This window comes from Mediterraneibacter flintii (assembly GCF_055387595.1).
The window spans coordinates 1,653,523-1,680,189 of record NZ_AP031405.1 but is presented as its reverse complement, the minus strand read 5'-3'; the positions used below and the strand labels follow the sequence as shown (position 1 = coordinate 1,680,189).

26 protein-coding genes, 1 tRNA gene and 1 other annotated feature are annotated in these 26,667 nt (G+C 43.6%); of the genes, 4 read left to right on the top strand and 23 right to left on the bottom strand.

Annotation, left to right across the window (positions count from 1 at the left end; genetic code table 11):
- The first annotated feature begins 44 nt into the window (after positions 1–44).
- Complete coding sequence (locus tag ACZ5C4_RS07905; protein ID WP_464520519.1) at positions 45–1,016, top strand: helix-turn-helix transcriptional regulator; 972 nt, start codon at positions 45–47, stop codon at positions 1,014–1,016.
- Positions 1,017–1,092: 76 nt separating this feature from the next.
- On the opposite strand, the gene ACZ5C4_RS07900 is transcribed toward ACZ5C4_RS07905, so the two are convergent.
- The 9 genes from ACZ5C4_RS07900 to ACZ5C4_RS07860 all read right to left on the bottom strand — a co-directional run bounded on the left by ACZ5C4_RS07900 (position 1,093) and on the right by ACZ5C4_RS07860 (position 11,187).
- A complete protein-coding gene (locus ACZ5C4_RS07900) occupies positions 1,093–2,481 on the bottom strand; it encodes an ABC transporter ATP-binding protein (protein WP_464520518.1) in 1,389 nt (462 codons plus the stop codon).
- The gene (locus ACZ5C4_RS07895) at positions 2,478–3,173 is read right to left on the bottom strand and encodes an energy-coupling factor transporter transmembrane component T family protein (protein ID WP_464520517.1); all 696 of its coding nucleotides are present in this window, start codon (positions 3,171–3,173) and stop codon (positions 2,478–2,480) included. Before ACZ5C4_RS07895 ends, ACZ5C4_RS07900 begins: the two co-directional genes overlap by 4 nt.
- Entirely contained in the window at positions 3,173–3,772 is a 600-nt protein-coding gene (locus ACZ5C4_RS07890) for an MptD family putative ECF transporter S component (protein ID WP_464520516.1), read from the bottom strand. Before ACZ5C4_RS07890 ends, ACZ5C4_RS07895 begins: the two co-directional genes overlap by 1 nt.
- A 75-nt stretch (positions 3,773–3,847) precedes the next feature.
- A complete protein-coding gene (locus ACZ5C4_RS07885; protein ID WP_464520515.1) occupies positions 3,848–5,614 on the bottom strand; it encodes an ABC transporter ATP-binding protein in 1,767 nt (588 codons plus the stop codon).
- Complete coding sequence (locus tag ACZ5C4_RS07880; RefSeq protein WP_464520514.1) at positions 5,611–7,365, bottom strand: ABC transporter ATP-binding protein; 1,755 nt, start codon at positions 7,363–7,365, stop codon at positions 5,611–5,613. The genes ACZ5C4_RS07885 and ACZ5C4_RS07880 overlap by 4 nt, the downstream gene beginning before the upstream one ends.
- 158 nt (positions 7,366–7,523) lie before the next feature.
- The gene (locus ACZ5C4_RS07875; RefSeq protein ID WP_464520513.1) at positions 7,524–8,138 is read right to left on the bottom strand and encodes a TetR/AcrR family transcriptional regulator; all 615 of its coding nucleotides are present in this window, start codon (positions 8,136–8,138) and stop codon (positions 7,524–7,526) included.
- Positions 8,139–8,364: 226 nt separating this feature from the next.
- Positions 8,365–9,846 carry an ABC transporter ATP-binding protein gene (locus tag ACZ5C4_RS07870; RefSeq protein WP_464520512.1) on the bottom strand — a complete coding sequence of 494 codons (1,482 nt, stop codon included), beginning with the start codon at positions 9,844–9,846 and terminating at the stop codon, positions 8,365–8,367.
- A 16-nt stretch (positions 9,847–9,862) separates the two neighbouring features.
- Complete coding sequence (locus ACZ5C4_RS07865) at positions 9,863–10,606, bottom strand: energy-coupling factor transporter transmembrane component T (RefSeq protein ID WP_464520511.1); 744 nt, start codon at positions 10,604–10,606, stop codon at positions 9,863–9,865.
- Positions 10,603–11,187: an MptD family putative ECF transporter S component gene (locus tag ACZ5C4_RS07860; RefSeq protein ID WP_464520510.1), complete on the bottom strand. Its 585-nt coding sequence runs from the start codon at positions 11,185–11,187 to the stop codon at positions 10,603–10,605. The genes ACZ5C4_RS07865 and ACZ5C4_RS07860 overlap by 4 nt, the downstream gene beginning before the upstream one ends.
- Before the next feature lie 199 nt (positions 11,188–11,386).
- Between ACZ5C4_RS07860 and ACZ5C4_RS07855 the strand changes: the two genes are divergently transcribed.
- Complete coding sequence (locus ACZ5C4_RS07855) at positions 11,387–12,379, top strand: helix-turn-helix domain-containing protein (RefSeq protein ID WP_464520509.1); 993 nt, start codon at positions 11,387–11,389, stop codon at positions 12,377–12,379.
- Here the strand turns inward: ACZ5C4_RS07855 and ACZ5C4_RS07850 are convergent.
- Genes ACZ5C4_RS07850 through ACZ5C4_RS07840 form a run of 3 tightly spaced genes read right to left on the bottom strand, consistent with a single transcriptional unit; the run spans position 12,315 to position 15,216 of the window.
- Positions 12,315–13,895: an ABC transporter ATP-binding protein gene (locus tag ACZ5C4_RS07850; protein ID WP_464520508.1), complete on the bottom strand. Its 1,581-nt coding sequence runs from the start codon at positions 13,893–13,895 to the stop codon at positions 12,315–12,317. The two genes, ACZ5C4_RS07855 and ACZ5C4_RS07850, sit on opposite strands and share 65 nt — an antisense overlap.
- 5 nt (positions 13,896–13,900) lie before the next feature.
- Complete coding sequence (locus ACZ5C4_RS07845; RefSeq protein WP_464520507.1) at positions 13,901–14,641, bottom strand: energy-coupling factor transporter transmembrane component T; 741 nt, start codon at positions 14,639–14,641, stop codon at positions 13,901–13,903.
- Positions 14,638–15,216 carry an MptD family putative ECF transporter S component gene (locus ACZ5C4_RS07840; protein WP_464520506.1) on the bottom strand — a complete coding sequence of 193 codons (579 nt, stop codon included), beginning with the start codon at positions 15,214–15,216 and terminating at the stop codon, positions 14,638–14,640. The genes ACZ5C4_RS07845 and ACZ5C4_RS07840 overlap by 4 nt, the downstream gene beginning before the upstream one ends.
- 216 nt (positions 15,217–15,432) lie before the next feature.
- On the opposite strand from ACZ5C4_RS07840, the gene ACZ5C4_RS07835 reads away from it, so the two are divergent.
- Positions 15,433–16,404, top strand: coding sequence for a helix-turn-helix domain-containing protein (locus tag ACZ5C4_RS07835; protein ID WP_464520505.1), 972 nt, complete (start codon positions 15,433–15,435; stop codon positions 16,402–16,404).
- A 135-nt stretch (positions 16,405–16,539) separates the two neighbouring features.
- Positions 16,540–16,612 (top strand) — tRNA-Thr (locus ACZ5C4_RS07830).
- Positions 16,613–16,722: 110 nt separating this feature from the next.
- On the opposite strand, the gene udp is transcribed toward ACZ5C4_RS07830, so the two are convergent.
- From udp to ACZ5C4_RS07775, 11 genes are all read right to left on the bottom strand, one after another.
- Positions 16,723–17,514 carry a uridine phosphorylase gene (udp, locus tag ACZ5C4_RS07825; RefSeq protein ID WP_464520504.1) on the bottom strand — a complete coding sequence of 264 codons (792 nt, stop codon included), beginning with the start codon at positions 17,512–17,514 and terminating at the stop codon, positions 16,723–16,725.
- A 41-nt stretch (positions 17,515–17,555) separates the two neighbouring features.
- On the bottom strand, positions 17,556–17,963 hold the full coding sequence (gene cdd / locus ACZ5C4_RS07820) for a cytidine deaminase (RefSeq protein WP_464522320.1): 408 nt from the start codon (positions 17,961–17,963) through the stop codon (positions 17,556–17,558).
- A gap of 33 nt (positions 17,964–17,996) precedes the next feature.
- Positions 17,997–18,443: a D-aminoacyl-tRNA deacylase gene (dtd, locus tag ACZ5C4_RS07815; protein WP_464520503.1), complete on the bottom strand. Its 447-nt coding sequence runs from the start codon at positions 18,441–18,443 to the stop codon at positions 17,997–17,999.
- 25 nt (positions 18,444–18,468) lie between these two features.
- The gene (locus ACZ5C4_RS07810; RefSeq protein ID WP_464520502.1) at positions 18,469–19,080 is read right to left on the bottom strand and encodes a sigma-70 family RNA polymerase sigma factor; all 612 of its coding nucleotides are present in this window, start codon (positions 19,078–19,080) and stop codon (positions 18,469–18,471) included.
- Positions 19,081–19,100: 20 nt separating this feature from the next.
- Positions 19,101–19,850, bottom strand: a complete 750-nt coding sequence (gene rlmB / locus ACZ5C4_RS07805) for a 23S rRNA (guanosine(2251)-2'-O)-methyltransferase RlmB (RefSeq protein ID WP_464520501.1) — start codon at positions 19,848–19,850, stop codon at positions 19,101–19,103.
- Between the two features lies 1 nt (position 19,851).
- Entirely contained in the window at positions 19,852–20,304 is a 453-nt protein-coding gene (locus tag ACZ5C4_RS07800) for a Mini-ribonuclease 3 (protein WP_186874918.1), read from the bottom strand.
- Complete coding sequence (cysS, locus tag ACZ5C4_RS07795; protein WP_464520500.1) at positions 20,289–21,695, bottom strand: cysteine--tRNA ligase; 1,407 nt, start codon at positions 21,693–21,695, stop codon at positions 20,289–20,291. Before cysS ends, ACZ5C4_RS07800 begins: the two co-directional genes overlap by 16 nt.
- Positions 21,696–21,724: 29 nt before the next feature.
- Positions 21,725–22,411, bottom strand: a complete 687-nt coding sequence (gene epsC / locus ACZ5C4_RS07790; RefSeq protein WP_464520499.1) for a serine O-acetyltransferase EpsC — start codon at positions 22,409–22,411, stop codon at positions 21,725–21,727.
- A 55-nt stretch (positions 22,412–22,466) separates the two neighbouring features.
- Positions 22,467–22,690, bottom strand: a binding site (T-box leader).
- Between the two features lie 98 nt (positions 22,691–22,788).
- A complete protein-coding gene (locus ACZ5C4_RS07785; RefSeq protein ID WP_464520498.1) occupies positions 22,789–23,889 on the bottom strand; it encodes a glycoside hydrolase family 172 protein in 1,101 nt (366 codons plus the stop codon).
- Positions 23,876–25,312: a hypothetical protein gene (locus tag ACZ5C4_RS07780; protein ID WP_464520497.1), complete on the bottom strand. Its 1,437-nt coding sequence runs from the start codon at positions 25,310–25,312 to the stop codon at positions 23,876–23,878. Before ACZ5C4_RS07780 ends, ACZ5C4_RS07785 begins: the two co-directional genes overlap by 14 nt.
- Positions 25,309–26,667, bottom strand: coding sequence for a glycoside hydrolase family 32 protein (locus tag ACZ5C4_RS07775; RefSeq protein ID WP_464520496.1), 1,359 nt, complete (start codon positions 26,665–26,667; stop codon positions 25,309–25,311). Before ACZ5C4_RS07775 ends, ACZ5C4_RS07780 begins: the two co-directional genes overlap by 4 nt.

Here is a 26,667-nt window from a genome sequence, read left to right as displayed (position 1 = left end):
AATCGTTGCAAAGGTTCGTCTGATCGTTGCAAGGAGGTTATATTTTGGATAGTAATATACTTACGGATTACTACGGGCGGCTGCTGGAAAGCAATTATTTTATTCCTGTCGGCAGCAGAGAAGGCTTTAATGCTGCCGGTCAATGCTGGAAGCTCTCTCCCGAAGTAGGAGAAGGATTTTATTGGGTTTATGCACAAAAAGATTTGTATGATATAAAAATTCACGATTTTCTTTTCCATGAGGATTTTTTTATAGACTTTGATCTGCCGGAGTGTTTGAGTATTACGCAATACGAATCCATTTCAGGAGAAGAGCTCAATCCATACCGGCGGCTTTCTGCCGGCTGTATCAAAGCCTTTATCGGCGGCTATAAGCCGTATAAGGCGCTGATACACAAACGCATCCCCATCCGTTCGATTGGTATAGAGGTCATGCCCGCTTACTATGAGAGCTACCTGAAAAAGCAATATCCGGGGCTCTATACGAATCCTCTTGCCGCATTTAAAAAAATCGACCAGACAACGGATTTTCCGGCGATGGCCAAGCTGCTTTATGAGGTGAAAAATTATCAGGGAAGTGGGATTGCGGCCAGTCTGTTCTATGAAGGGAAAGTTTCCGAAGCAATTTCACTCGTCTTCGAGGAACAAAAGAAGCTTCTTCAAAAAGAAGAAAAGAAATTAACACAGCAAGACATTGCTCATTTAGAAAATGTGACCGCATATTTGAATGACCATTACGCTTTTGAAATTCCCCTGGAGCGTCTGGCAAAGATCGCCTGTATGGGAACAACAAAATTGAAATTATCTTTTAAACAATTACATGGCTGCACGATTACGGAATATATTCAGCAGCGGCGTATGAGCCAGGCGGAACATTTATTGATACATACCGATTTTTCAATGGGGCAGATTGCAGAAATGATTGGCTATTCTACTTCCAGCCGATTTGCGGAGCTATTCCGAAAAAATACTGGAATTTTACCGATTGAATATCGCAAAATAGCGCAAAAAAAATAATCTTCTTTATCCACCCGGGCAGTTTCTCTCTGCCCGGTCTTACTTTTACGTATTCCAGTAGTTTGATTTTTCGCGTTTATTGTCCCAGCTCCCATCGAAAATTGCAGCACGCCTGCATCAACTCCTTATCATGCGTAATTACCAATATCGTTTTTCCTCCGGCTGCAGCGTTTGTCAACACAGAAGCAATGATACGCATGTTTCCCCCATCCAACCCCGACGTTGGTTCATCAAACAGCAAAATCTCCCTGTCCGATAACAGCCCGCAGGCGATGGAAAGCCGCTGCTTCTGCCCGCCGGAAAGGGCGGCCGGATGTACGTCCTTATAGGCATACAACCCTAGTGTTTTCAGCAAGGTTCTGGCACGTTCCAGCCGTCCGGGAGAAGTCTCTGAATGAAGCAATAATTCATCTGTGACACTGTTTGTAAAAAATTGCGTTCCCGTATCATTAGAGCTATACCACACAGCTTTCCTGCGTTTTCCTGCCGATAGGCTTTTGCCGCTTATATATATTTCCCCGCCGCTTTGTTTCCACAGTCCTGTCAATACCATAGCGAGCGTAGTTTTGCCGGCGCCGTTTTTACCGGTCAGTGCAGTGATCCGCCCGACAGGCAGAGAGAAATTCAGATTCTCAAAAATAAAAGACTTTTTGCGTCTGAAAGACAGGTGCGTGACGGAAAGATTTTCTTTTCCGATACTCTTAGGAAGCGACGGCGGAAAATACTCTGTTTCTACCGTTTCCCGCAGGCCATATCTCCTTCGTTCTTCCTCCGGTAATTCCCGCATCTGTGCCAATGTCCTTTCCCATTGTACGGTTCCGTCTGCAATATATATGAAACGGTCGGCAATACCATGCAGCCATGCAAGCCGGTGCTCCACTATAATGAGCGTATTTCCTTCGTTTTTCAGCCTTCTAAAAGTGTCGGAGAGACTTTTTGCCCCTTCGTCGTCCAGATTTGCCGTAGGTTCATCACAGACATACGTATGAGGACGCAATGCATAAACTGACGCGACCGCCACACGCTGTTTCTCGCCGCTGGAAAGGACATCTAAGGGACGCAGACGCAGGCCCTCCAATCCAAAAGATGCAATTGCTTCCTCTGTACGTTCCCGTATTTCCGACTTTGACATTCCATAGTTTTCACAGGCAAAGGCGACCTCTCCTGCAAGCTCCGAAGAAAAAAACTGACTCTTTGGATCCTGAAACACGCTGCCGATTTCCCTGCTTATCCGCCAGCTTGGAAGTGCGGTAATCTCAGTGTCATTTACCAGTATGGAACCCCTTAGAGTTCCCTGATAATAGGATGGAGCCAAACCGCCTATCAGCCTTGTCAGCGTTGTTTTCCCGCCGCCTGACGGACCTGTCAGCACGACACATTCCCCGTCATGTACAGTAAGGTCAATATCTCGGACACCCTCTTTGCAGCCTTCATATTGGAATGTCACATTCCGCAGAGCAATCATACACGTACACCTCCTATACTAAGAAACCCAACTGTCACAACCGTCCAGACTGTCAGCCATATATAGTCGCGAAAGCCGGCGCTTTTTCCATAATAGCTGCCCCGCCCTCCCGGCCGTTCTGCTCCGCGTGATACAGCAGAAACCGAGAGCTGATCGGCAATCTGCAGGCAGCGCAGCAGCAAAGGTACAAGCACATATTCACAGGATACCGCCGGATGGCTTACAAGCTGTGTAAATGTCGTCAAGCCTCGGTTGCGCATGGAGAGCCAGACACGCTTCACTTCCGACTTCATTGTAGGGAAAAAGCGAAACATAACCAGCAGCCCGAGAATCACAGATGTAGGCATGTGAATACGGGACAAAAACGCCGCAAGCTCTCCGGGAGGGGTGGTAATGAGATCCCAGGATACAAGGAAAACCGGCGCCAGGTTCCAGAACATCAGCACATAAAATTCTGAAAAAACAACCGGATGGAAGTCGTAGAACCGGATCCAGCACAAAAGTATCGCAAGCACCACATAGAACATTCCCATAGAGCGCAGAAATCTCCAGTTGCGCTGCTCTGCCAGATATGCAAAGCCCACGCTTGTAAGCACACAGGTTAGCACAGGATTGACGGTCAGGGATATGCCGGTGATCGTGCAGGCCAGAGCCCACAGCTTCACCGGAACGGCCAAATTCCTGCGACTCATCAAAGAACTCCCGCTTTTTTGAAATGCTTCTTGATCAGTTTCCCGCCCACCAGACTGCCAAGAAAACCTCCAAGTACTGTAAACAGGATAATAAACACCAGCCACCCTGTGGAAGTATAATACTGGACAAAGGAATCAATGTAGCTCTGTTCCATGCCGCTGGAGAGCGCAAACGCTTCATAGGCATCCCAGAAGAACCAGATGGGCAGAAGATTCACACCATTATACAGCAGGCTTGCCACTGACCAGGCAGCCGTCATTTTCTTTTTCGATTCCCAGCCGTCCTTCCACAGAATCGCCTCACAGATCATTCCCACAACAATATAATAAGGCAGCAGATACCAGTTTCCCATGATGAGGAACACAAGTCCAAGTATCGTCATGTAAATAAGAGACACAAAGCGTTTATGTACCCTGCTTACCATAAGAAAATAAACAGGCGCGCACAAAAACATGGTAAAGCCCACTGACAGCACCATGCTGACGAAATCATTTGCCATGCATACCATATTCACAATAAGCTGAATGACAATGAGCAGTACGGTAAGCAGCACCGTAGTAATTACATCCTTGACGTTCCATTTCTGCGTTGTTTTCATTCAAATTTTCCTCCTGATTTTCATTTTATTAAAAAGAATGTGCTTTTCACATGTTCGCGCCGAAGCGCGGCTGTGTCAGCAGCTACTTTCCTCTTTTTCCTTGAGGCTCCAGCCGATTGCCGCTTCACGCATCTGGATGAAACGGCGGTACAGTCCCTGCTCCTGCATCAGTTCCCTGTGTGTGCCGCGCTGGACAATCTCTCCTTTATCCAATACAACAATCTGATCTGCATTTCGGACTGTAGATAGCCGGTGAGCAATCATAAGGATTGTTTTATTCTTAGTCAGTTCCGTAATCGCCCGTTGTAATTCCCGTTCATTCTCCGGATCGACACTTGCCGTCGCTTCATCTAAAATAATAATCGGCGCATCCTTCAAGATAGCGCGGGCAATAGAAATACGCTGCCGTTCCCCGCCGGAAAGAGAAGCTCCGCCCTCACCGACAAGGGTGTTGTAGCCCTCAGGCAATGCCATTATAAAATCGTGACAGCAGGCTTTTTTTGCTGCCTCAACTACCATTTCATGTGTGGCGTCCGCCCTGCCAAATTTGATGTTATTTTCAATCGTATCCTCGAAAAGATAGACATTCTGGAACACAATAGAGAAATTTTTCAGCAGGCTGTCGCAGGTAAACTCTTTTACGTCGCGGCCTCCTACATAAATGTTCCCTTTCTGCACATCCCAAAAGCGGGCGACGAGGCTGACAAGGGTTGTTTTGCCGGAGCCGGAAGGGCCTACAATGGCACAGGTTGTTTTTTCCGGAATAGTCAGACTCACATTCTGCAGTACATTTTCCTGTCCGTAGGCAAAGGAAACATGATCCAGCTTGATGTCATAGTGCTCCAGCTGAATATCTGTACCATGCTCATCCAATACCGGCGTATCCATAACCGTATTCATACGATCCAGAGAAGCGTCAATGACGCGGGCAACCGAGGCCATACTTCCCACCAGCTCCACACTGGAGTAAATCATAAAGCTGGATACCAGCAAGAGCAGACACTTGACAGGTGTGATTTCACCTCCCAGCAGCAAATACGGGGCAACGACTAAAATCGCTGACTTTGCCAGCTTGAAAATCGTCTGGTAAACACCGATCAGTAAGGAAAAAGTCCCCTCCAGGATACTGTTTGCATCCGCGCTTTCCTTGATTGCCTTATTTACAGCTTTCCCAGACATTTCCCCTAATCCGAAGGCTTTCACGACACCCATTCCCTGAATGTATTCCAGAAAGCCCGTCACAAGATTCGCCTGTGCTGCCTGCCGCCTGGGAGACAGCCTTTTGCCTGCCTTCTGGATGCCCCCGTAAACCAACATGGAAACAGCTAACCCCGCGAACATCAAAAGCCCGATATGCCATTCATAAAAAAGTAGCCAGACACCTATTACAAGAGCATGGATAAAACCTCCCGCCACTTTTTCCAGAACCATAACGGCATTACTCTCAATATCTCCTAAGGTAGTTGTTACAGCGGCAACAATTTCGCCCAGCCGGTTTTCATTGAAGTAGCCCATGGGAACGTGTTTCATGTGTTCGCCTATTTCCAGCCGTTTTTCTGAACACATGGAAAAGCTGCTCAATGTTCTCCTGGTACAGGATAGATTGTTAAAAAGGATTCTTCCAACAATGCTCACTGCCATAACGACAAAGGATACCCAAACAGAGGAAACCGGCATGCCACCTCCCTCCGCTGCAAAAAGCAGCCCTGACAAGACGGTTAGGATTGCCAAAATCGGCAGCATCTCAAAAATAGAATCCAGCAGGCTGAACACGAACGAAGCAATCAAATTCTTTCGCTGTTTTCCCGAAAAATCTAACAGCCGTTTTATCAGTTGAATCATGCCAACGCCTCCTCTCTTATGTCTTTTGCACTGATATGCGCAATCCACAATTCCTTGTAAAGAGAACTGCTGCTTAATAGCTCTTCATGTGTTCCCTGCGCTTTTATCTGCCCTTGATCCAGCACCAGAATCTTATCTGCTCCCACGATCGTAGAAAGGCGGTGGGCAATGACAATCAGTGTTTTCCCCTGCACCAGCTTATTGATAGAAGCTTGAATGACAGCTTCGTTCTCCGGATCCGTAAAAGCGGTTGCCTCGTCTAAAACTACTACAGGACTGTTTTTTAAGATTGCCCGCGCAATGGCAATGCGTTGGCGCTCTCCGCCTGACAGACTTCCGCCGCCGTCTCCAACCAGAGTATCATACCCATGAGGCAGGGCTAAAATACATTCATGGCAGCTTGCCTGCTTTGCAGCATTTACAATTTCTTCCTCCGTTGCTTCCGGCTTTCCCATACGTATATTTTCTTTCACTGTCAGATGAAACAGAAAATTATCCTGCGAGACATACGCCACTGTATCCATAACCTGAGAGAGGGGAAGGGCGCGTACATCCACGCCGCCAATTTGTACTTCTCCGCTGTCTGCCTCCCAAAAAGAAGCAATCAGACGCGCTACCGTTGACTTGCCCGAACCGGAAGGCCCGACAATAGCAGTTATACCGCCTGGTACTGCGTCGAAGCTGATCTGGTGCAGCACTTCCTCATCTCCATATCCAAAACAAACCCTCCGGAAAGAAATATGAGAATCCGTAAGCATTACCGGTTTCGTTGGCCGCTGCATTTCATCAGCCTCCAGCAGCCCCGTAATCTCTTTGACAGTGGAATCCACCATCGCCAGGCTATCCGTATATTGCAGCGCCTGTATCAGCGGCTTAACTAATCCAAGCGCGAGAATAATGCAAGTAATTAAAACGGGAGCCTCCAAGCTGCCCTGTATATACAGATATGCGCCTAAAGGCAGCACCCCCAACAGGCAGGACGGCATAATAGAGATACCCGCCACATAAAAGCTGTTCGTCTGTTTAAACCAGGTGGCCTTTGCCCCTTCATTTTCTTTTACAGCATCCGCATATCTGCCATAAGACGCTGTGCTTTGATTAAATGCCTTGATTACCTCTATCCCGCCTATATACTCCACAATGGCAGCATCCATATTTTTCCCTGCGGTCAATACACGATCATACCGCTTTGTATAGTCCTTCATCATTCCCATATAACACACAAGGCCAATAGGGATTGTAATCAGCGCGATCAAGGCAATGCGCCAATCCAGAATAAAAAGATATAGCAGCATCAGGATTGGAACCAGAATATTCGCCGTCAATTCCGGAATCATATGCGCCAGCGGAAGCTCCAGCTTTTCCACCGTATCTACCAATAGGGTTTTGAATTTGCCGGACGGTGTATCCAGAATATAGCCCATCGGTACACGTAAGAGCTTTTCCGTTAATTCCATACGGATATTCTTCAAAATCATAAACGCCGAACGATGGCTGAGTATTGTAGAAACCGTCCCAAGCCATGTACTCCCAAAATGCCCGAGAAGTGCAGTGAAAGCCCAGAGACTTATAGAGGTAAGGTCATAATTCTGACTGCAAATCCGAATCACAATTTGCGAAACTGCAAAGTAGGGTACAACCCCGCACACTGATCCAAGTACCGCCAGCAAAACAGAAGCCGTCATTTTCCCCTTACACTGCGTTGCAAACCGCAGAATCCAACTAAATGTATTGTTTTTTGCCTGTTCCATTTACTGCTCCTTTCATTTTTTCTAAGACTGTCCCGCGCATGCTGCCAGATATTGCATAAGCTCTCTCCTTCTCGCAGATCCGTCTCCTTAATCATGTTTCACTCTAAACTTATAGAGTGTAGGTTAGAACTAACTAACCAACATGGAAAAATCAAGGCTCATTTGAGCCTTAAAATTCCCTCCCATCCACAATTAAAAAACATCGCAAGCTCATTTACATATTTCACAGCATGTTCCCTTGTCATATCATGGGCCACCGTCTCAAAAACAGCAGTGAAGTAGGCGCTTGTAATCATGTGGTGGAATTCCTCGCTTACAGCTCCTTCTACTTTCCCCAGCTGCCGCAAGCAATCATAATACTTTGTTGTCTGAGCAATTTCAATCTCTACCAAGTCATGGATATAATGGGAATACCTTGTTCCTTCTGCACAGCAGATAATTAGCTTAAAAGCATCATAATTATCATAAATATAGTTGATAAAATAATTCAAATACTCTGTTGACAGTTCCCCGCTTTGCGCTGCTTTGTCCTCTGGAATTAAGTCATAATGTGCCTGCTGCGCCGCCTTGAACTGTTCTATAAGACCATCCGCCGCCTCTGATACCAATGCTTCAAAAAGCGAAGCCTTATCTGGATAATATCCATAAAAGGCGCCTTGCGTAAAGCCCGCTTCCTTAACGATTCCCCGCAATGACGCGTCCTTAAATCCCTTTGCAAGAAATTCTTTTTTTCCGATTTCAAGTATCTTTCGTTGAGTTTCTGAATATTCCACTATGCAATTTCCCTCCTCCCCGCCTGATATATCAGTGATATATATCACTGATATATTATCATGGAAATACCCCACTGTCAAGGCACTCTTGTTTCAACTTTTTCCATAGAACATAAAACACCGTATAACGCAAAAAAATAGAACCGTTCCCCATCATTGGCAGTCCGGTTCTTAAAAATCTTTTTTTCAAAAGCATATGTGATGTCAGAGGGGATAAGAACACATCTTATTTTCTTTGTTTCCAGCTTCCCTCTCCTACAAAATATTCTCGGATTCGTTCCAGTCTCTCTTCATCCATAGAGTACTGCTCTGTAATTTCTCCGCTTTCTAAACGAATTATATCCGTACAGCATTCCAAAATCAATTCCAGATCATGCGTAATGACATATACCGTAATACCGGAGTCTTTTACTTTCTTCAAAATATTTGCAGTCTCCTTCATGTGCCTGCGATCCAGTCCGCTGGTCGGCTCGTCAAAGAATAAAATGGATCGTTTTGAGGCTATCGCTGAAGCAATCGCCACCCTTTGTTTTTGTCCTCCTGAGAGAGACATGGGATGTCTGTCTTTTAATTCTTTTAAATCCAAAACCTCCAGAAGTTCTTCTGCCTGCTGCTTATCTTCTTTCTCCATACTGATCAGCACTTCATCTAAAACCGTCTCTGTGAAAAGCTGATGATTCACTTCCTGCATGACCATATAGCAGGTATTTAACCTGTCTTTCGGGCGATACCTTCTGCCATTCCAGATAATTTCTCCACAGCGCCTTTCCAATCCACAGAAACATCTTGAAAAGGTAGATTTTCCAGCCCCATTGTTTCCGATGATTCCGACAATACTGTCCGCAGGAATTTTACAATCTTTAATATGCAATGTTTCCGGTTCATTCTTATAAGCAAAACGAAATTGGCGCAGCTCTAGTTTCTTTTCCGAATTCCAAGACCATCTAAGAGGCTGCAAATTTTCTAATACAAAAGTACGCAGTCCCATGTCCGCCCGTTTTTGTTCTGTTAATTGCTCAAATTCTGCCGCCGAATACTCACAACTGATTTTTCCGTCTGAAAGATAGATAAAACGGTCTGCCAGCCCCCGAAGATAGTACAGCCTATGTTCTGATATAACGATTGTTTTCCCCTGTGCCTTCCAAAAAGAGAGTATCTTTCGTAGCTCAAGAACAGAGGCGGCATCCAGATTAGACGAGGGTTCATCCATCACAAAAACTTCCGGCTCCATGACAGATACTCCGGCACATGCAATCTTCTGTTTTTCCCCTCCAGACAGGTGAAAAATATTTCGTCCTACTAAATGTTCCAGCCTAAAATCATGGACAGTTCTCCCAAATCGTTTTCTTATTTCTTGTTCCGGCATTCCAAGGTTCTCACATCCGAATATAATTTCGCTCGTTGTATCCACATTAAAAAATTGAGAGCGAGGATTCTGGAACACACTTCCCGCCATTTTAGCAGTATCGTACATCGGCTGTGCAGAAGCTTCTTTTCCGTTTACCCACACCGTACCTTCCATTCTCCCTTTATAATAATGGGGAATTAAACCATTCATCAGACGTGTAACCGTAGTTTTTCCGCAGCCGCTTTCACCGCAGAGTACAACGAATTGTCCATCGTCTATATGTAAGTTAATATCCTGTACACCGCCAGCATTTCCATTTTCTTCTCCATAAGAAAAGGTTACATGATTTATCTGTATCATTTTTTTACCTCCCCGTTTAAAGAACAATGTATTGCTGAATGAGAAACAATCCAAAGCATATGACACAGACGGACACTGCGATCCAATCCTGGATATGGAACCCGATCTGACAAACATTTGTCCGCTTTACATCAGCCCCCAGTCCGCGTGTCAGCGCGGCTGCGCAGAGCTCGTCTCCGATTTTAACTACGGAAACCATCAGCGGGACAAGCCGGTATTCTATCATCAATAACGGACTTTTCCCTCCCGCACATATTCCACGCATCTTCATAGCATCCCTGATTGCCTTGTATTCTTCACTGATCGTTGGAAAAAAGCGGAAGATTACAGACAACGGAATTGTGATTTTCTCTGTCACATGCATACGCTCCATTGCGCTGATAAATTCGCTGACTGAAGTTGAAGAAAGCAAGTAAGCCCCCGTCATAATCCCTGGGGCAAACCGCGTCATAACAGATGTAACAGCCAGTAAAATAAAAGAAAGAACTCCACTTAACCAGATAAGAGCAGCACGTTCTGCTGCAAAACAGGCAATATACAAAATCAAATATTTTCCGGCTGTTTTGAATCGCCGTTCTGAAAGAATCAATCCAAAAGGAAGCATACTCAGCAGCGGCTTCACTATATTCATAATTCCTTCGTTGCCAGTGCTGAACATCAAGGTAGTAACAGTCAGCAACAGCAGCAGCTTTGTACGAGGGTCAAATAAAATACCTTTTCTTTTTTCTGCTGCAGCTGATAAGGATACCATGTCCATCATACAATCCCTGCTTTTGCAAAATGCTTTTTCAGAAGTGCTTTTCCTAATACTCCCCCAAGAATTGCAAAAATAAAAATTCCGGCAGCAACTAAAATAATGCTCCACATCGGCATAACAGCCATTACCTTATCGGCATATTCCTCACCAAAGCTAGCTGCGAAGCTGTCCCAGGAATCTTCTACCATAAAATACATCGGAATATATGTACCAATCATCCAGAGGCTGAACACAGCATATCCAATCAGACTTTTCTTTACGCTCTTGTAGCCGCCGGATTTTAAAATCAGATCTCCCAGCAGCCCAAATATCACACCCATAGGAACACCCCAAAATCCCATGCCGGTCAAGCCCATCAATAATCCACTTAAGATTCCCATAATTGTCACCATACCAAATTTTTCCACCCGCGTTAAAAACAGCATAAAAGGAATCCCTGTAATCAATGTCCATAATGCTCCCAGAACCGGCAGAAAGATGGGTACAAAGCCAATCGGAATAGCTACACAACAGCCAATCACGAAATACAGCACTGTGAATAAGCCAAGGTTGATTAAATCTTTTGCCTGCAATTTGTTATTCATACTTAAATACCTCCGTATCTATTTTGGTTAGCTTTCTCTAACGACAAATAGAATAGCACATCTGCATGGGTTCCTCTACATCCAATCGTCTTTTTAGCTCCAAACAGCATCGAATTTACAGTATTGACCCGCAGCCATTTCCGCTTTATAATAACAAAGAAAATTCCGCAAAATACATTCGCAGGCATAGGAGTATAAAATGAATCTCTGTGATATTATCAAAAAATGTACCGAACTCCCCGATATATCCATTAAATATGAAAAATATAGTACAGAACTGATCCTGCATAAAAAAGAAGGAAAGAGCTCCATGATCTTCTTTCCTCTTTTTCCTGGGCTTAGCCTGGCATATATTTTTGTCAATTCCTCTACATGGCCGGTACCGGATTTTTCCGAAAACGGCTCCAATAAGACAGGGCCGCTGCTTTTGAACTACTGTGTAGCGGGCCGCTGTGAGATTGCGCTTAACACTGAAAATTTTGTATATGTAAAAGAGCACGATTTTTCTCTGACAGAACGTTTTGCTCAGAAACCCTACCAATATCCGCGGCATATCTACGAAGGTCTGGAATTCTTTGTTGATATAGATACCGTAATGACAGAAAACCCATGGCTATGCCAGGAATTCGGGATCGACTTTTACAATCTTGCCAAGCTCTACTGTCCGGACAAAAACACCTATATATGTGAAGCTCCGTCTGAAATCCGGAATATCTTTGAACATATATGGAATTTATTTTCTTCCTTTACTCCTGCCTCTATCACACAGATGAAAATTTACACTCTGTCCGTCTTCTCTTACTTATCGGACCTTCGTGACATACCACCGTCACAGGTTTGTACCTTCTTGACTGAAACACAGGCCGGCATTGCAAAACGTGCAGAAAAAATCATCACATCTGATCTGCGTGTGCACCATCCCGTCAGAGAACTGTCCGCACGCTTTTCCGTCAGTGAAACCAGTCTGAAAAATTATTTTCGTGGTGTCTTCGGACAAAATATCTCTGTCTATCTCCGTGAAGTCCGTATGAAAAAAGCCGCCGAATTATTTGTCGAAACAAAACTTCCCGTATCCGAGATCGCAATGCAGGTTGGTTATATGAATCAAAGTAAATTCGCCGCTGTTTTTAAAAAGCAGTTCGGTCTGGCTCCTCTGGAATATCGGCGTTTGAAGCATTTGGAACACTCGTAGTCTCTGTCTGGGATACGCTCTGTTCCATTCCATCCCGAAAAAATTCTAACAGCCGGTTTCTGCCATCTGTGGAATCTATAGAATACCTTTCTTGAATTCGTCCATGTTCAAAATGAAGGATATAATTGCAGCATCTTAATATAAATTCCGGATCATGTGTCACTATGACTACGGTTTTCCCGACGGAAGCTATATAATTTACTACTTTTGCCACCTGCCTCATGTGAAACAAATCCAGCCCGCTGGTGGGTTCGTCGAATAATACAAGCGGTCTTTCAGATGCCAGGGCAGAAGCAACTGCCGCACGTTGTTTTTGTCCTCCGGATAACCCCATAGGATGACAATCCTTATATGGAAGTAAATCCATTTCCTCCAGCAGAGCTTCCGCTTTCTTATAGTCCTTTTTATTCATACTCAAAAAAATTTCATCTGACACGCTTTCTGTAAAAAGCTGGTGATTGACATCCTGCATCACCATATAGCAGAGCTTTAAACGTTCTTTTCTGGAATAGGTTTTCCCTTGATACAGCACACTGCCCTTACAGTGTCTCTCCAGTCCGCATAAGCACCTGGAAAATGTTGATTTTCCAGCGCCATTGTGTCCGATAACTGCAGTGACACTGCCTGCAGGAAATGTCGCTTCCGATACGTGTAAAATTTCCGGTTCCCGCTTATATGCAAAGGAAAAGTTTTTGATTTCCCACATAGAACCGTTTCCAGCTCTCGTAAAACCCGTCACATCCTTCAGTCCTCTTAGCTCAAGCGGGCGAAGCCCCATTTTTTCCCTCTGTTTATCCGGCAAGCTCCGAAATTCTTCTGCGGTGTAATCTCCTTGAATTTTACCTTCGTGCAAGTAGAGCACCCGTTCGGCAAGACCAGACAAATAATACAAACGGTGCTCTGATATGATAATCGTTTTTCCCTGAGACTTTAGAATAGAAAGAAGCTGCCGGAAGTCAGCAATCGCATAAGTGTCTAAATTGGATGACGGTTCGTCGAATACATAAATATCCGGCTGCATTGCGGCCGCTGATCCACAGGCTATTTTCTGTTTTTCACCGCCGGATAAAGAAAAAATACTTCGGTCAAGCAAAGAATGAAGCTGAAGCTGCTCTGCAATCTCATCTACTCTTTTACGTATAACAGATTTCTTCATTCCATGATTTTCCGGACCAAATGCAAGCTCACTGGTCGTATCGACATTAAAAAACTGTGAACGTGGGTTTTGAAATACAGAACCCACACTCTGTGAAAGGTCAAATAAGGACAGTTCTCTTGTATCTTTTCCATTTATATATACAGAGCCTGTAAATGTTCCCTCATGGTAGTGAGGAATCAAGCCATTGAAAATACGTGTCAATGTAGTTTTTCCACAGCCGGATGTCCCGCATAGTAATACAAAAGAACCTGCCTCAATCTTGCAGGAAATATTTTTTAAGGCGCCGCCGTCTTGCATTTCTTTTCCCTGCAGTTGACTTGCCGGATAAGAAAAAGAAACGTCTCTGCATTCAATCATTTCATTCACCCCCTGGAAGCAAGTACATATATTTGTAATAAAAATGCACCGGCGCAAATCAGCAGAAAAAGAATGTCCTGCGTATGGAATCCTATTTTACAAATATTTGTTCTTTTTACCGGCCCTCCAAGTCCGCGGGTAAGCGCTGCCGCTGAAAGTTCTTCTCCGATTTTTACAGAGCAGATCATCATAGGAACAATCCGATACTCCAAAATATCGCTCGCTTTCCCGCCTCCAAAACGGACGCCGCGCATCTGCATGGCGTCCCCAATCGCACTCCACTCCTCTGCCACCGTAGGGAAAAAGCGGAACATGACAGACATAGGAATTGTAATCTGTTTTGGCATATGGAGCTTTTCCATAGCTGCCATAAATTCACTGACCGTAGTTGTTGTTACTACAAAATATCCCATTACTACACTCGGAGTAAAACGAAGCAGCAGGCCGACGGCTGCAACTGCAATATAATTCGCTGTTCCGGTCAGTCTTGCCAGTCCAAACATCTCCAGGCATAAGCTTCCGCCAAAAAACACGATGTAGAAAAGCACTCCTTTCCACCTCTTTGCAGCCATCAAAAGCAACAGCGGAATTGCCGCCAATATAATTATGTAATATTGCATAACAGACCTGTGCGATCCGCCCAGAATAAAGACGGCAATCGTAAGTAAAACCGCCAGCTTTGTGCGCGGATCTAACAGAATACCGCTGTCATTTCTTTTGCTTGCAAGAAGTTCTCGCTTCATCATACAATTCCTGCCCGTTCAAAATGCTTTTTAAAAATTTTCCGTCCAATCAGTCCGCCGGCTAACCCGCTGATAAAAGCTGCCGCTAAAAGTACCGGCAAAATCCAGTCTGGCATATAAGCCATCAACGTATCTGCATATTCTTTTCCATATCCGGGAATTAAGTTCTGATAATATGCATCCCTCGTTACAATAATCGGAATGAACGCACCAATCACCCACATAGAAAACACACCATGAATCAGGACTTCACGCTTTGCATTTTTATAGCCGCATGCTTTCATCATCAGATCTGCGATTAACCCAAAAATCACTCCCGTAGGAATACACCAGTATCCCATACCGGCAACCAGCATAATAATCCCAAGCAGCAGCCCACAAATCGTCAGCATACCGAATTTTTTAATCTTAGAAAAAAACAGCATCATAGGAATGCCGCCTGCTAAGGGTACAATTACACTGATTAGAGGAATAAAAATCGGGATAAAGCCAATCGAAGCTGCAGCGAAAATGACGATAAAATAAATCGCCGTAAAAATACCAATATTGATTAAATCCTTTCCCTGTAACTTATTCATTGAACGTCCTCCTCTGTAAAATATATTATGTTAGGATTAGCTAACCGTACGTAATCATAGCATATCTCAATTCATAGTTCTATGCTCATATAAGTATTTTAGGCCCGTATAGCAAGCAGTTTTTCTATCCATACAGAATAAAGGTTGACCTCTTACGTGGCTGTAATTATAATACATTCAGAACATGCTGTTTATGAAAGAGGGAGGGAAAGACAATTGAAGGACATCGTGCAGAATATATTAGAAAATAGTAACTCCGTTTCAGGAGTGATATTAAAGAAAAGCCCAAATGGTTACGAATTACAACTGAATCAGCCCTCTGGTAAAGGCCGGATGTTCTTTCATACGCTTTTCCCCGGGCTTACGCTCGCACAGATTCACGTCAATGCGTTAAAATGGCCGGAATCAGATGCAAATACAGAATTGAAACCACTATTAATAAATTATTGTATCTCCGGCCGGAGTGAATTGCTCTTAGACGACGGCTCTTATATTTATATGAAAGAAAATGACTTCTCTGTCAGCGGACAAACAGCGCAAAAAGAGTATATCTTCCCGACAGGAGAATACCAGGGCTTAAAAATATATCTCGATATGCCTCTTCTGCAATCCTGTAGCCAGATTACAGATTACTTTTTTATTGATTTTCCCGATTTGGAAAAAAAGTTTTGTAACAAGAGAAAAACCTATATCAACGAAGCTGATAATAAGCTGTCAGAAGCCTTTTGGAAGCTTTGGAAAGCCTCTGAGGAAAATTCTGTATTTTATTTACGAATTTATACACTCGAACTTCTTTATATACTGCTGAATATGGGAGTGCACCCCTCTAAGGCCTGCGGCTTCTATACAGAAACCCAAGTTGAGATTGCTAAACAAGCGGCTAAAATACTTACGGATAATTTACAGAAACATATTCCTATACGCCAAATCGCTCAATCTTTTTCCGTCAGTGAAAGCAGCTTGAAAAATTATTTTCGCGGAGTATACGGACAAAATATTTCTGTTTATCTTCGCGAGTTTCGCATGAACACCGCTTCCAGACTTCTCTCAGAAACAAAACGTCCGATTGCAGAAATATCCGAACAGGTAGGATATTGCAATCAAGGGAAATTCGCCGCTATCTTTAAAAAACAATTTGGATTATCCCCTTTAGAATACCGCCGCGCCAAGAAATTGTCTGCTCTGTAATTTACATATCCGGCTGCCCGCAGGTAAACGACTTTTTAAATGCTTTACACCAGGCATAACAAAACTTCTTGACAACCTCTGGTGTTTTGTTGTATATTTATATCGTTGCGTACAGTTGTATTTTGCTGTGCATAGGCTGCCTTGGCTCAGTAGGTAGAGCGTCGCCTTGGTAAGGCGGAGGTCGGCGGTTCAAGTCCGCTAGGCAGCTTTATAAAGGAAGCGATGTCTTCTTTTTTAGAACCTGTTTATAGAAAAGGAGTTGATTCTTTGTATGAATCAACTCCTTTTCTGTTATAAAATTCTTATAGCAGATATATTTTATCTTTTCATGCCCTTCTGCTTTTCTTCCCAAATCAGCTCGCGGATTGCCTGCACTGCCACTTTGATTGCACTTTCCGTATCATGTGCCTGTTTATTCGGAAGTCCTTGTTTTTCCCGTTCCTGATTCGCCACAACCAAAAATACAGACCCTACTTTTACTCTTCTATATGCCCCCACAATAAATAATGCCGCCGACTCCATTTCTGACGCCATACACCCCATTCCAAGCCATGCGTTCCACTTTTCCATCAACTCATAGCCGACGGGATGTTTTTCCGGCTGATGCTGACCGTAAAAAGAATCCTTACACTGCACCACTCCGGTATGGTACGGAACGCCGCCCTTTTTCGCAGCGCTGACAAGTGCATTCGTCACTTCTAAATCTGGAATTGCCGGATATTCGATTGGTGCATATTCTTTGCTTGTTCCCTCCATCCGTATAGCCCCTGTAGCAATCACCAGATCCCCTCCGCATACTTTTGTCTGCATACCGCCGCAGGTACCTACTCTTATAAAGGTATCCGCGCCACAGTTACAAAGCTCTTCCAGTGCGATGGAGGCGGAGGCGCCGCCGATTCCAGTGCTGGTGACACTGACCCTGACTCCGTCAAGCGTCCCTGTATAAGTGACAAATTCCCGGCTGTCCGCCACAAGCACAGGATCATCAAAATACTGTGCTATCTTCCGGCATCGTTTTGGATCTCCTGGAAGAATCACATACTTTCCTACATCGCCTTCTTTTAGTCCTACATGGTACTGTATCCCTGCTCCTTCTGTGTAATCTACCATTTCCTATTTCCCCTTTCCAGCCTGCTGCCATATTTTGTTTCTTATAGCTTGAATCCCATTGGAGTCAATTCCTCCAATGCAAAGATCTGATACTTTTCTCTGCTTACCGCCAGAACCACTTGAAAATCCGGCTTACAGAACTCCAACATCACCTGCCGGCATACGCCGCACGGCGGGCACAGCTCTTTTGGCTCCTCCTCTCCTGGTCCTCCCACAATACAGATTGCCTGAAATTCTTTCGCCCCTTCACTTACTGCTTTAAAAAAAGCGGTTCTCTCGGCACAATTACTCGGACTGTATGCTCCGTTTTCAATATTACATCCTGTATATATCGTTCCGTCTTCGGTAAGCAAAGACGCACCCACGCGGAAGCCAGAATATGGGGCATAAGAAAACTTTCTCTGTTCCAAAGCGGATTCTATTAACTGAAAAATCTTCTTCTCTTCTATCATTACTGTCTTTCCTTTCTGATAACCAGGCGGCTACAGATTCTCAGAATCCAGCAGAACAGTAAACGGGCCGTCATTTACCAGGCTGACCTTCATCTCTGCCCCAAACCTTCCCGTCTGCACACAGGGAATCTCTTTTTTACATTTTTCTATAATATACGTATATAGCTTCTCCGCCTTTTCAGGATTCCCCGCCTCTGTAAAGCTAGGGCGGTTTCCTTTTTTACAGTTCGCATAAAGTGTAAACTGGGAAACGAGCAGAAGACTGCCGTTTACATCTGACAAGGATAAATTTGTCTTTCCGTTTTCATCTTCAAAAATTCGAAGTCCGATCAGTTTTTTTACAAGTTTATCTGCTATATCGCAAGTATCACTTTCTGCCACTCCTATCAGAACAAGCAGACCCTTGTCAATTTCTCCAATCACATTCCCCTCCACAGAAACAGACGCCTCCGTCACCCTTTGTATTACAAATCTCACCGTATTTCTCCTTCCTGATTTTCCTTTATCTCAACATTTTTTCTGCCTTATTTTTAATCCTCTGAAGCGCATTATCTATTGCTTTCGGGCTTTTGTCCAAAAGCTCTGCAATCGTTTTATAGTCTGTTCCCATGAGATGCAGATACAAAACATGGTTTTCTAACGTACTTAAATTTTCTTTCAGATTTTCGATCAGCGCCTCTGTATATTCTTTTCCGAAATACAGCGCCTCTGGATTATTCTCCTGCTCCGGCTCAATCGTGTCTATCAGGGCAAGCCTCTTTCCTTCTCCTTCTGTTTCACTCTCTTCATATAAAGATACATAGGAATTCAAAGGCAGGTGTTTCTTTCTCTTTGACGCCTCAATCGCTGTATACATCTGGCGTGAAACACATAATTCCGCAAAACTGAAAAATGAAGCCCCTTGAGATTCATCAAAATCTCTTACCGCTTTAATCAGGCCGATCATTCCCTCCTGGATTAAATCTTCGTTCTCTCCTCCAAGAAGATACATTGCTCTGGCTTTTTTCCTTACCATTGATTTATATTTCACCATGATAAAATCCATGATGTCACTCTCTCCCGCCCGCAGTTTTTTAATCAGCTGCTCGTCCGGAATTTTCTCATACTTTCCCATGCTTTCTTTCCCGTTTCTTTTCACTGCAGCATCCTCTGCCTGACAATCTCATAGGCAAGCACACCTGCCGCTACAGATGCATTCAGTGAATCAATGTCCCCTTTCATTGGAATACCTGCTACAAAATCACACTTTTCTTTTACAAGACGTCCTATGCCTTCTCCTTCACTGCCTATAACCAGCCCGATTGGGCCTTTGAGATTCAGCCGGTACATACTTTCTCCGTCCATATCCGCACATACGAACCACATTCCTCTTTTTTTCAGTTCCTCTATTGTTTTTGCCAGATTCGTCACCTTTGCCACAGGAGTATAATGCAGGGCGCCCGCCGACGTTTTTGCCACCGTTGCGGTTAACCCCACTGCCCTTCTTTTAGGTATAATCACTCCATGCGCTCCTGCAAGATTCGCCGTACGGATAATCGCTCCTAAATTATGGGGATCTTCGATATTGTCTAATAAAATAAAAAATGGATCCTCTCCCCGCTTTTTGGCCAGTTCAAACATCTCCTCTATCGTCGCATACTCGTATGCCGCAGCATAGGCAATCACGCCTTGGTGCTGCCCCGTCTCTGACAGTTGCGCCAGCCTTTCCTTGCTGACAAACTGGAGAAGTGTATCTCTCTTTTTCGCTTCCCTTACAATCGTTCTGACCGGTCCATCCTGACATCCGTCTAAAATAAATACTTTGTCAATCGGCTTTCCAGATCGGAATGCCTCCAGCACTACATTGCGCCCTTCTAATAAAAGTGTATGTTCCTTCTTTGGCATCTTACTTTTCTTCCTTCCCCTCAAGGCTGTCCAGCCCGATTTTTACAAGCTCCGTTAGTCTTTGGTATTCTTTCTTTAAATACAGGTACCCTACAAGAGCCTCAAATCCTGTCGCTCTTCTATAATCTGTAATAGACTGGTTTTTAGCGGGAGAAACCGATTTTGCGTTTCTTCCCCGCCGGTATACCGCATGTTCTTCCTGGGTTAAATATCCCTGCATTGTGCGCATCATCAAGGACTGTGCAGAAGCCTTCACATATTCGCTTGTTTCTTCATGCATTTTGTGAACCTGCCTGTTTCCTCTGCTCATAATCCAGCTTTTAATAATCAAATCATAGACACAGTCACCAATATAGGCAAGCGCTAAAGGAGAATATACTTCCACATCCATTTTCCCTATATCAAGAATCTTTTCTATATAAAAATCCAGTCCTTGTTTTATGCTCTTTTCCATTTTACTCCTTCTCTTGTATCTTCCAAAATAATCCCCTTTGCAAGCAGCATATCTCTGATCTCATCTGCACGCGCAAAATTTCTTTCTTTTCGCGCCGCCTGTCTCTCGGCGATCAAAGCTTCTATTTCTTCATCCAGCACTTCCTTTTTCTTGTCTGTTATAATTCCAAGTACATCCGTCAACACTGCCAGTCTGTCAAGCAGGCACGCCAGATACTCCGCAGAACAAGAAGCATTTACAGTGGTATTGATATATTTCACCAGTTCAAATACAGAGGCAATAGCATCCGCAGTGTTAAAGTCGTCATCCATTGCTTTCTCGAACCCATCTACAAATTCCTGCGTTTTTGCGTAAGCGTCTTTTTCTGTCTCTGACATTTCTCTTCGTGTTGTATTTTCCTTTAAAAACCGCAGATTTTCTGCCGCAGTTACAATTCTATCCAGCCCGCTTTTTGCCGCTTCCATCAAGTCTGCACTGAAATTTAATGGACTTCTGTAGTGTGCGCTCAACATAAAAAACCGTAAGATCTGCAGATCGTATTTTTCACTGATCTCCCGCACTGTAAAAAAGTTCCCAAGAGATTTGGACATTTTACGATTGTCAATATTCAAAAAGGCATTGTGCAGCCAATATTTTGCAAATTCCTTTCCATTCGCCGCCTCACTTTGCGCAATCTCATTCTCATGGTGCGGAAATACCAGATCTTCTCCGCCTGCATGAATATCAATCTGCTCTCCTAAGTATTTTTTAGACATCTCTGAACATTCTATATGCCAGCCAGGCCGCCCCTCTCCCCATGGAGACTGCCATGCCGGCTCCCCTTCTTTCTTCGGCTTCCAGAGCACAAAGTCAAGAGAATCCTCCTTTTCATCCTCTCCAGTCACAAGAAGGGAACGTCCTCCGGATTGAAGGTCATCTAAATTTTTGTGAGACAGCTTTCCATACTCTTTAAATTTACGTGTACGGTAGTAAACCGTTCCATTCTTCTCATACGCATACCCTTTTTCGATCAGCGTCTGGATCATATCTACCATTCCACAAATTTCCTCCGTCGCCAACGGATTCTTTGTAGCCGGTTTAATATTCATCCCTTCCATATCCTTCTTACACTCTGCAATATAACGCTTCGAAATTTCTTCTGCCGTCACGTCTTCTTCTATCGCTTTTTTAATGATCTTGTCGTCCACATCTGTAAAATTCGACACAAAATTCACTTCGTATCCCTTATATTCAAAATATCTGCGCACTGTGTCAAACACAATCATAGGTCTGGCATTTCCGATGTGAATAAAATTATAGACAGTCGGGCCGCAGACGTACATCTTTACTTTTCCATCCTCCAGGGGAACAAACTCTTCTTTTCTTTTTGACATTGTATTATACAGCTTCATCTTGTATCTCCTCTCTTCTTATCTCTTTTTTATTTTTGGCCGCACTCATAGCCATCTTCTTCCATACATTTCATCTTTTTGAGCATTTCAATGAGCTGGCTGTGCATTTTTTCATTATCTGCCTGTAGGGAACGAATGTCATTCAACACCGGATCCGGCAGATGAATCTGATCCATGTCGCTGCGGGGTACCTTCTTATTTCCCATACGTACAATACGTCCTGGAACTCCAACAACTGTACAGTTAGGCGGAACCTCTTCCAACACAACGGAGCCAGCACCGATTTTAGAATTTTCTCCGATTGTAAAAGAGCCTAATATTTTCGCTCCCGCGCTGACCATCACATTGTCTTCCAAGGTAGGATGGCGTTTTCCCTGCTCCTTACCTGTACCGCCAAGAGTAACCCCTTGATATAGTGTTACATTGTCGCCTATGATCGTCGTCTCTCCGATAATCACTCCGCTTCCATGATCGATAAACAGCCCTTTGCCGATCGTCGCCCCGGGGTGAATTTCAATCCCAGTCTTTCGCGCTGCTCTCTGGGAAATCCACCGCGCCAGGAAATAATGCTTCTTTATATACAGCTTATGCGCAATCCGGTATCGAAGTATTACTTTAAAACTCGGATAAAGCAACACTTCCATATTCGATTTAATTGCAGGGTCACGTTCTCTTATGACTTGAATTTCCTCTCTGATATAAGATATGATTCCCACTTTAAGGCCTCCTTATTGGTCTAAAACAACGCAGAAAACAAAAGACTCCGTCTCATTTAGAGACGAAGTCTATCCGCGGTTCCACTCTATTAAAAGAATTTCTTCTTTCACTTTCTGACATGTAACGTATGTCCTATACGTACTCCGCTACCAGTATCCCTTCGCGGAATCAGCTCCCGAATGCACTTCACAAGCCCTCCCCTTAGAACTGCTTTCAGCCGGTGACAGTTCCTCTCTGGCAGCTTCAAGCCTGCTACTCTTTTCGTTCTCAGCCTTTCTCTGCATTTTCCGAATATAGATATATATTATGCAAATTTTATCATTTTGTCAACCAGAATTTCCCGCTGCACACAACCTTTCCTCTTTTTACTGGCGCTCTATCTAGGCCATCGTTCTTTTGCTGCCATCCATTTAGGGAATGGCTTATGCGGCTCCGTCTGATACCAATAGGAAACAGAGGACACATCATCCTGTCGTTCAAAGATCCCGCTATGGCAAGAGCCTATCTGTTGTAAAGTAACTCTGATGTCTTCACAAAAAGAAATCGGATCCGGCAGATGAAAACGGTACAACGCTCTCATCGGAGGGCAGTCTCGGTTGTGATAATCACTCTGTATTTCCTCATCCGTCCTAGAATAAAACGGATACCCCAAAAAAGGAGTACAGAAAGTCTGTTCTTCCATCTTTCCATTTTCTATTTTCGCAAAGCTCCACGCTCCCCCAAAATAGTCCTCCAGCCCTGTCCCGCAAATCGTCGGATACTCTTTATCTCCGTCCAGGTAAAATTTCATCTCTCCTTCTCCCCACCAGTACCGTTCAAGAGCTGATATTGCCAGAAACGTTCCCACATAATTGCCTGCTCCTTTTACGTTGTCCAGCAGCACGTAATCCTTCCCAGGTGTGGTTAGCTTTTCTCTTCTCCACTGCGCATGGAAATATCCTATATTGTCCGGCAGTACATCCTTCAAACAATAATCAATCTGATAAAAGAATGACGGAATACTCTGTGTGTTTTGGTTCTCTATCGTAATTCTGGCATTTTTACGAAAAGGCATAGAAAAATACATATTCATTCCTCTTCTGGGTGCTACCACTACCGGAACAGAATTTACAAAATATGTCTGTCCAAAACCACAGCAGAAGAAATCTCCCAGTGGACATTCCACAGATGGGAGAGTTTCATCATCCCAGTACATACGCAGCACCAAATCCCGAAGGACAAAGCGATTTTCCGGACTTATTTTATCCGTCACCGTCATCCAGATATGCTTTATAATTCCTGGACCAGAAATATCTGCAAGTATCTTTGTCTCCCCCGACTTTATTTCAGGAATACATGGAGAACCTTTCCTAGAAGCTCCAAGACAACTAGATGCCTTTCCTCCACTTCCTTTTTCTCCAGTTGGATTTTCTGCATTTACTGCTCGGCTTCTGTCCTTTGTAATTCGTGTCACATCACTTATATCAAATATGTTCATCCGACTCTTCTCCTTTCAACAAGGCAAGTTTTGTCCATCGCATTTCTCCACATTCTACAAATATTCCGATTCCCCCGTCTGACACACTGTAGCATCTAGTAGTTAGCGCTGTATCATTTATATATGCCAACATTATATTTCCGCTTACCAGAAGCAAAACGGTCGCCTCATTTTTATTAAATTGTATTCTTCTTTCATCCACATACATCTGATCCCCATCTATCTGATTGTATCTCTCCATCGCAATCCTTCCGTGGTAAGGTTCGATTCGCAGTTGGCACCACTTTTCAAGACGGCTTCCAGCGGTATGCAACATCAGCCCCACTGCCTGTGTTCCTTCCTTCCAGGAAACTACTCCTTCAAAAAGCACAGTTTTACTCAAATTTCCTATTTGTCTCCAGCAGAACCCTTCCTCGCATATTTCATGGAAGCAATCTTCTCCAGGTGTCCCATCTTTTCTTTGATAAGCGAGTGGTATCTGCCTTTTAAAAACCGATCTTATTTTATCTGGCAGCTTCACCCCTAATGTACCGTCATTTCGTTGGACAAGCTCATGGACAATCACATTCCCTCCCCAAACAAAGGGGTTTTCATCTCTGCAATCTTTTCGAATTGCCTGCCATCCTACCAAATATCTTTTTCCCCCATCTGTAACAGTTTTGGCCGCATAAAACTCTCTGCCATCAAACATATCGTCCAAAAGAGGCGTCTCCCACATACCTGAAAAATGTTCCGCTATCCTGTAACGTGTTTCCCACCATTTACTATACGTCGAAAAAACAAGATACCATTTATCTCCTATTTTAAAAGCATCTTGACATTCATGGGTAGGGTATATTCTCGGAGAGTAAATCACTTCATCAAACCGCCATTCTGATACATCATCGGAAGCATAAACCGCCGTACAGCCATTTCGCAGGTAATCTCCATATTTCGTTGTCGCAGTCACCAGCATAGAATACGTTCCCTTTTCTTCATTCCAAAATACTTGTGGATCCCGCCAATGAAGGTTTTCAAAGCGGTTTATATCCGGCGTGAAGCAAAATGTTTTATCCTTTTCCCATGTATATAAATCCTTACTTATTGCCCTTAAAATCGCCTGCTCATTTTTTCCTTCTTCATTTCTATTTCCCTCACAAAAACCAGTATAGTAGAAATAGAACTTCCCGTTTGCATAACATACACTTCCCGTTGCCACATGCCAGTCTTGTTCATCTGGACTTCCGTTTTGAAGCACCAGCCTGGCCTTTGTATAATGTACAAAATCTCGTGTCTCTGTTGCATAGATGCAGTATTTATACAAAAAGAAAAAAATGTATCTTCCTTCCCAATAAAAAGGCATCAAATCTCCGCACATCTCCCCATGCGGCATACCTGGATACTGCTCTTCTGGTGTATAAAAAATGTAATGGTTTCCTTTCACAATGTACCTCCCTGTACTTTGATTGTCTGGAATGGATATTTGGAAAAATACTGAAAAGAGCCTGCAACTTCTCCTCCGGCTGTAAAAATCTCTACACTTGTTATGTCTATAATCAATAGAATTTGCCTTTGCCTGGAGATATGAAAGTTTCTGTTTTTCGTCTCCGTAAATTCTTTTCCCAGATTTTCACCACATTTGCTCCTGTCAACTACAATGTATTGCTTGTCAAAGTCTATGTCAATCATAAATCTTTCTTTTTTATTCGACAGACATATTTTCCCTTTTCCATTATGTATATCAATAAGAAATGCGCCTAATAAAATGTCCATCTCCAGTGTACCCTCTGACAATCTGTAAACATTCAGGTATTCCTTTACCTCTTCTACCGGCATCTGTCCCAGTCTCAGCCCCATTGGTGTCTGTAGAAGATACAGTTCTCTTGGAATGGTCATGCTGCCTCTAAATCCTTGTTCTGGCAGTTTTTGAGCATATGCCCAGCAGTTCATCCATCCTACCTGTACAATTCTTCCCTCAATACCAGCAAATGTAGCTGCGGCATAATTGTCTCGTCCGAAGTCCAGCCACAACACCTCTTCACTATTTTCCTCATAGAATTTCTTTCCATCAAATTTTCCTACAAAATAGCGTACACCTGTTTTTTTATAATCCAGTGTATTCTGGCTTACAATCAAAACCCACTTTTGAATTCCTTCTCTTGTTTTAAACAGACACAAATCTGGACATTCCCAAATTTCATTCTTTTCCAGATCTCCTGTGTAATATATGCTTTCTTTCTTCCATTCCCGCAGATTTTTTGAACTGAATATAAAAATACTGTCTAAAACCGCTGCCAGCATAATCCATCTTTTTTCCTCTGGATACCAGAAAACTTTAGGATCCCGAAAATCACTCAACCCCAAATCCAGCACGGGATTGCCCGCGTACTTTTCAAATGTCATTCCTCCGTCTGTGCTATAAGCAAGACTCTGATATTGCCGTGTAAGGCCATTTTTTTCTTGATTTTGCGTAAAGACTGCAACCAAAGGAGCTGTTTCTTTCCCTAATCCGCTTGTATTTTCCTGGTCATACACAATGCATCCTGAAAAAATTGTTCCCTTTTCATCTGGATATAATGCAATCGGCAATTCTTCCCAGTCTATTAGTTGTTTCGAACGTGCATGCCCCCAATGCATCGGCCCATGGACAACCCCTTCCGGATAGTGTTGATAAAACAAATGAAAATACCCTCCATGATAGATTAATCCATTCGGATCGTTTATCCAGCCCTTTTTACTAGAAAAATGATAGATAGGCCTGTGTTTCTCAAAATTGTTCATCATTTCTTTTTTATTCAT

Coding starts and splice junctions, on each gene's coding strand:
- ACZ5C4_RS07890 (WP_464520516.1), bottom strand. CDS start 3,772: ATGAAAACAACGCAGAAATGGAACGTCAAGGATGTAATTACTACGGTG.
- ACZ5C4_RS07810 (WP_464520502.1), bottom strand. CDS start 19,080: ATGGGAAAGTATGAGAAAATTCCGGACGAGCAGCTGATTAAAAAACTG.
- ACZ5C4_RS07785 (WP_464520498.1), bottom strand. CDS start 23,889: ATGAACATATTTGATATAAGTGATGTGACACGAATTACAAAGGACAGA.
- ACZ5C4_RS07800 (WP_186874918.1), bottom strand. CDS start 20,304: ATGGAAAAGAGCATAAAACAAGGACTGGATTTTTATATAGAAAAGATT.
- ACZ5C4_RS07840 (WP_464520506.1), bottom strand. CDS start 15,216: ATGAATAAGTTACAGGGAAAGGATTTAATCAATATTGGTATTTTTACG.
- ACZ5C4_RS07880 (WP_464520514.1), bottom strand. CDS start 7,365: ATGGAACAGGCAAAAAACAATACATTTAGTTGGATTCTGCGGTTTGCA.
- ACZ5C4_RS07850 (WP_464520508.1), bottom strand. CDS start 13,895: ATGATTGAATGCAGAGACGTTTCTTTTTCTTATCCGGCAAGTCAACTG.
- ACZ5C4_RS07900 (WP_464520518.1), bottom strand. CDS start 2,481: ATGATTGCTCTGCGGAATGTGACATTCCAATATGAAGGCTGCAAAGAG.
- ACZ5C4_RS07860 (WP_464520510.1), bottom strand. CDS start 11,187: ATGAATAACAAATTGCAGGCAAAAGATTTAATCAACCTTGGCTTATTC.
- cysS (WP_464520500.1), bottom strand. CDS start 21,695: ATGAAGCTGTATAATACAATGTCAAAAAGAAAAGAAGAGTTTGTTCCC.
- ACZ5C4_RS07775 (WP_464520496.1), bottom strand. CDS start 26,667: ATGAATAAAAAAGAAATGATGAACAATTTTGAGAAACACAGGCCTATC.
- ACZ5C4_RS07885 (WP_464520515.1), bottom strand. CDS start 5,614: ATGATTCAACTGATAAAACGGCTGTTAGATTTTTCGGGAAAACAGCGA.
- ACZ5C4_RS07895 (WP_464520517.1), bottom strand. CDS start 3,173: ATGAGTCGCAGGAATTTGGCCGTTCCGGTGAAGCTGTGGGCTCTGGCC.
- rlmB (WP_464520501.1), bottom strand. CDS start 19,850: ATGCCAAAGAAGGAACATACACTTTTATTAGAAGGGCGCAATGTAGTG.
- ACZ5C4_RS07865 (WP_464520511.1), bottom strand. CDS start 10,606: ATGATGGACATGGTATCCTTATCAGCTGCAGCAGAAAAAAGAAAAGGT.
- ACZ5C4_RS07855 (WP_464520509.1), top strand. CDS start 11,387: ATGAATCTCTGTGATATTATCAAAAAATGTACCGAACTCCCCGATATA.
- ACZ5C4_RS07870 (WP_464520512.1), bottom strand. CDS start 9,846: ATGATACAGATAAATCATGTAACCTTTTCTTATGGAGAAGAAAATGGA.
- ACZ5C4_RS07845 (WP_464520507.1), bottom strand. CDS start 14,641: ATGATGAAGCGAGAACTTCTTGCAAGCAAAAGAAATGACAGCGGTATT.
- udp (WP_464520504.1), bottom strand. CDS start 17,514: ATGGTAGATTACACAGAAGGAGCAGGGATACAGTACCATGTAGGACTA.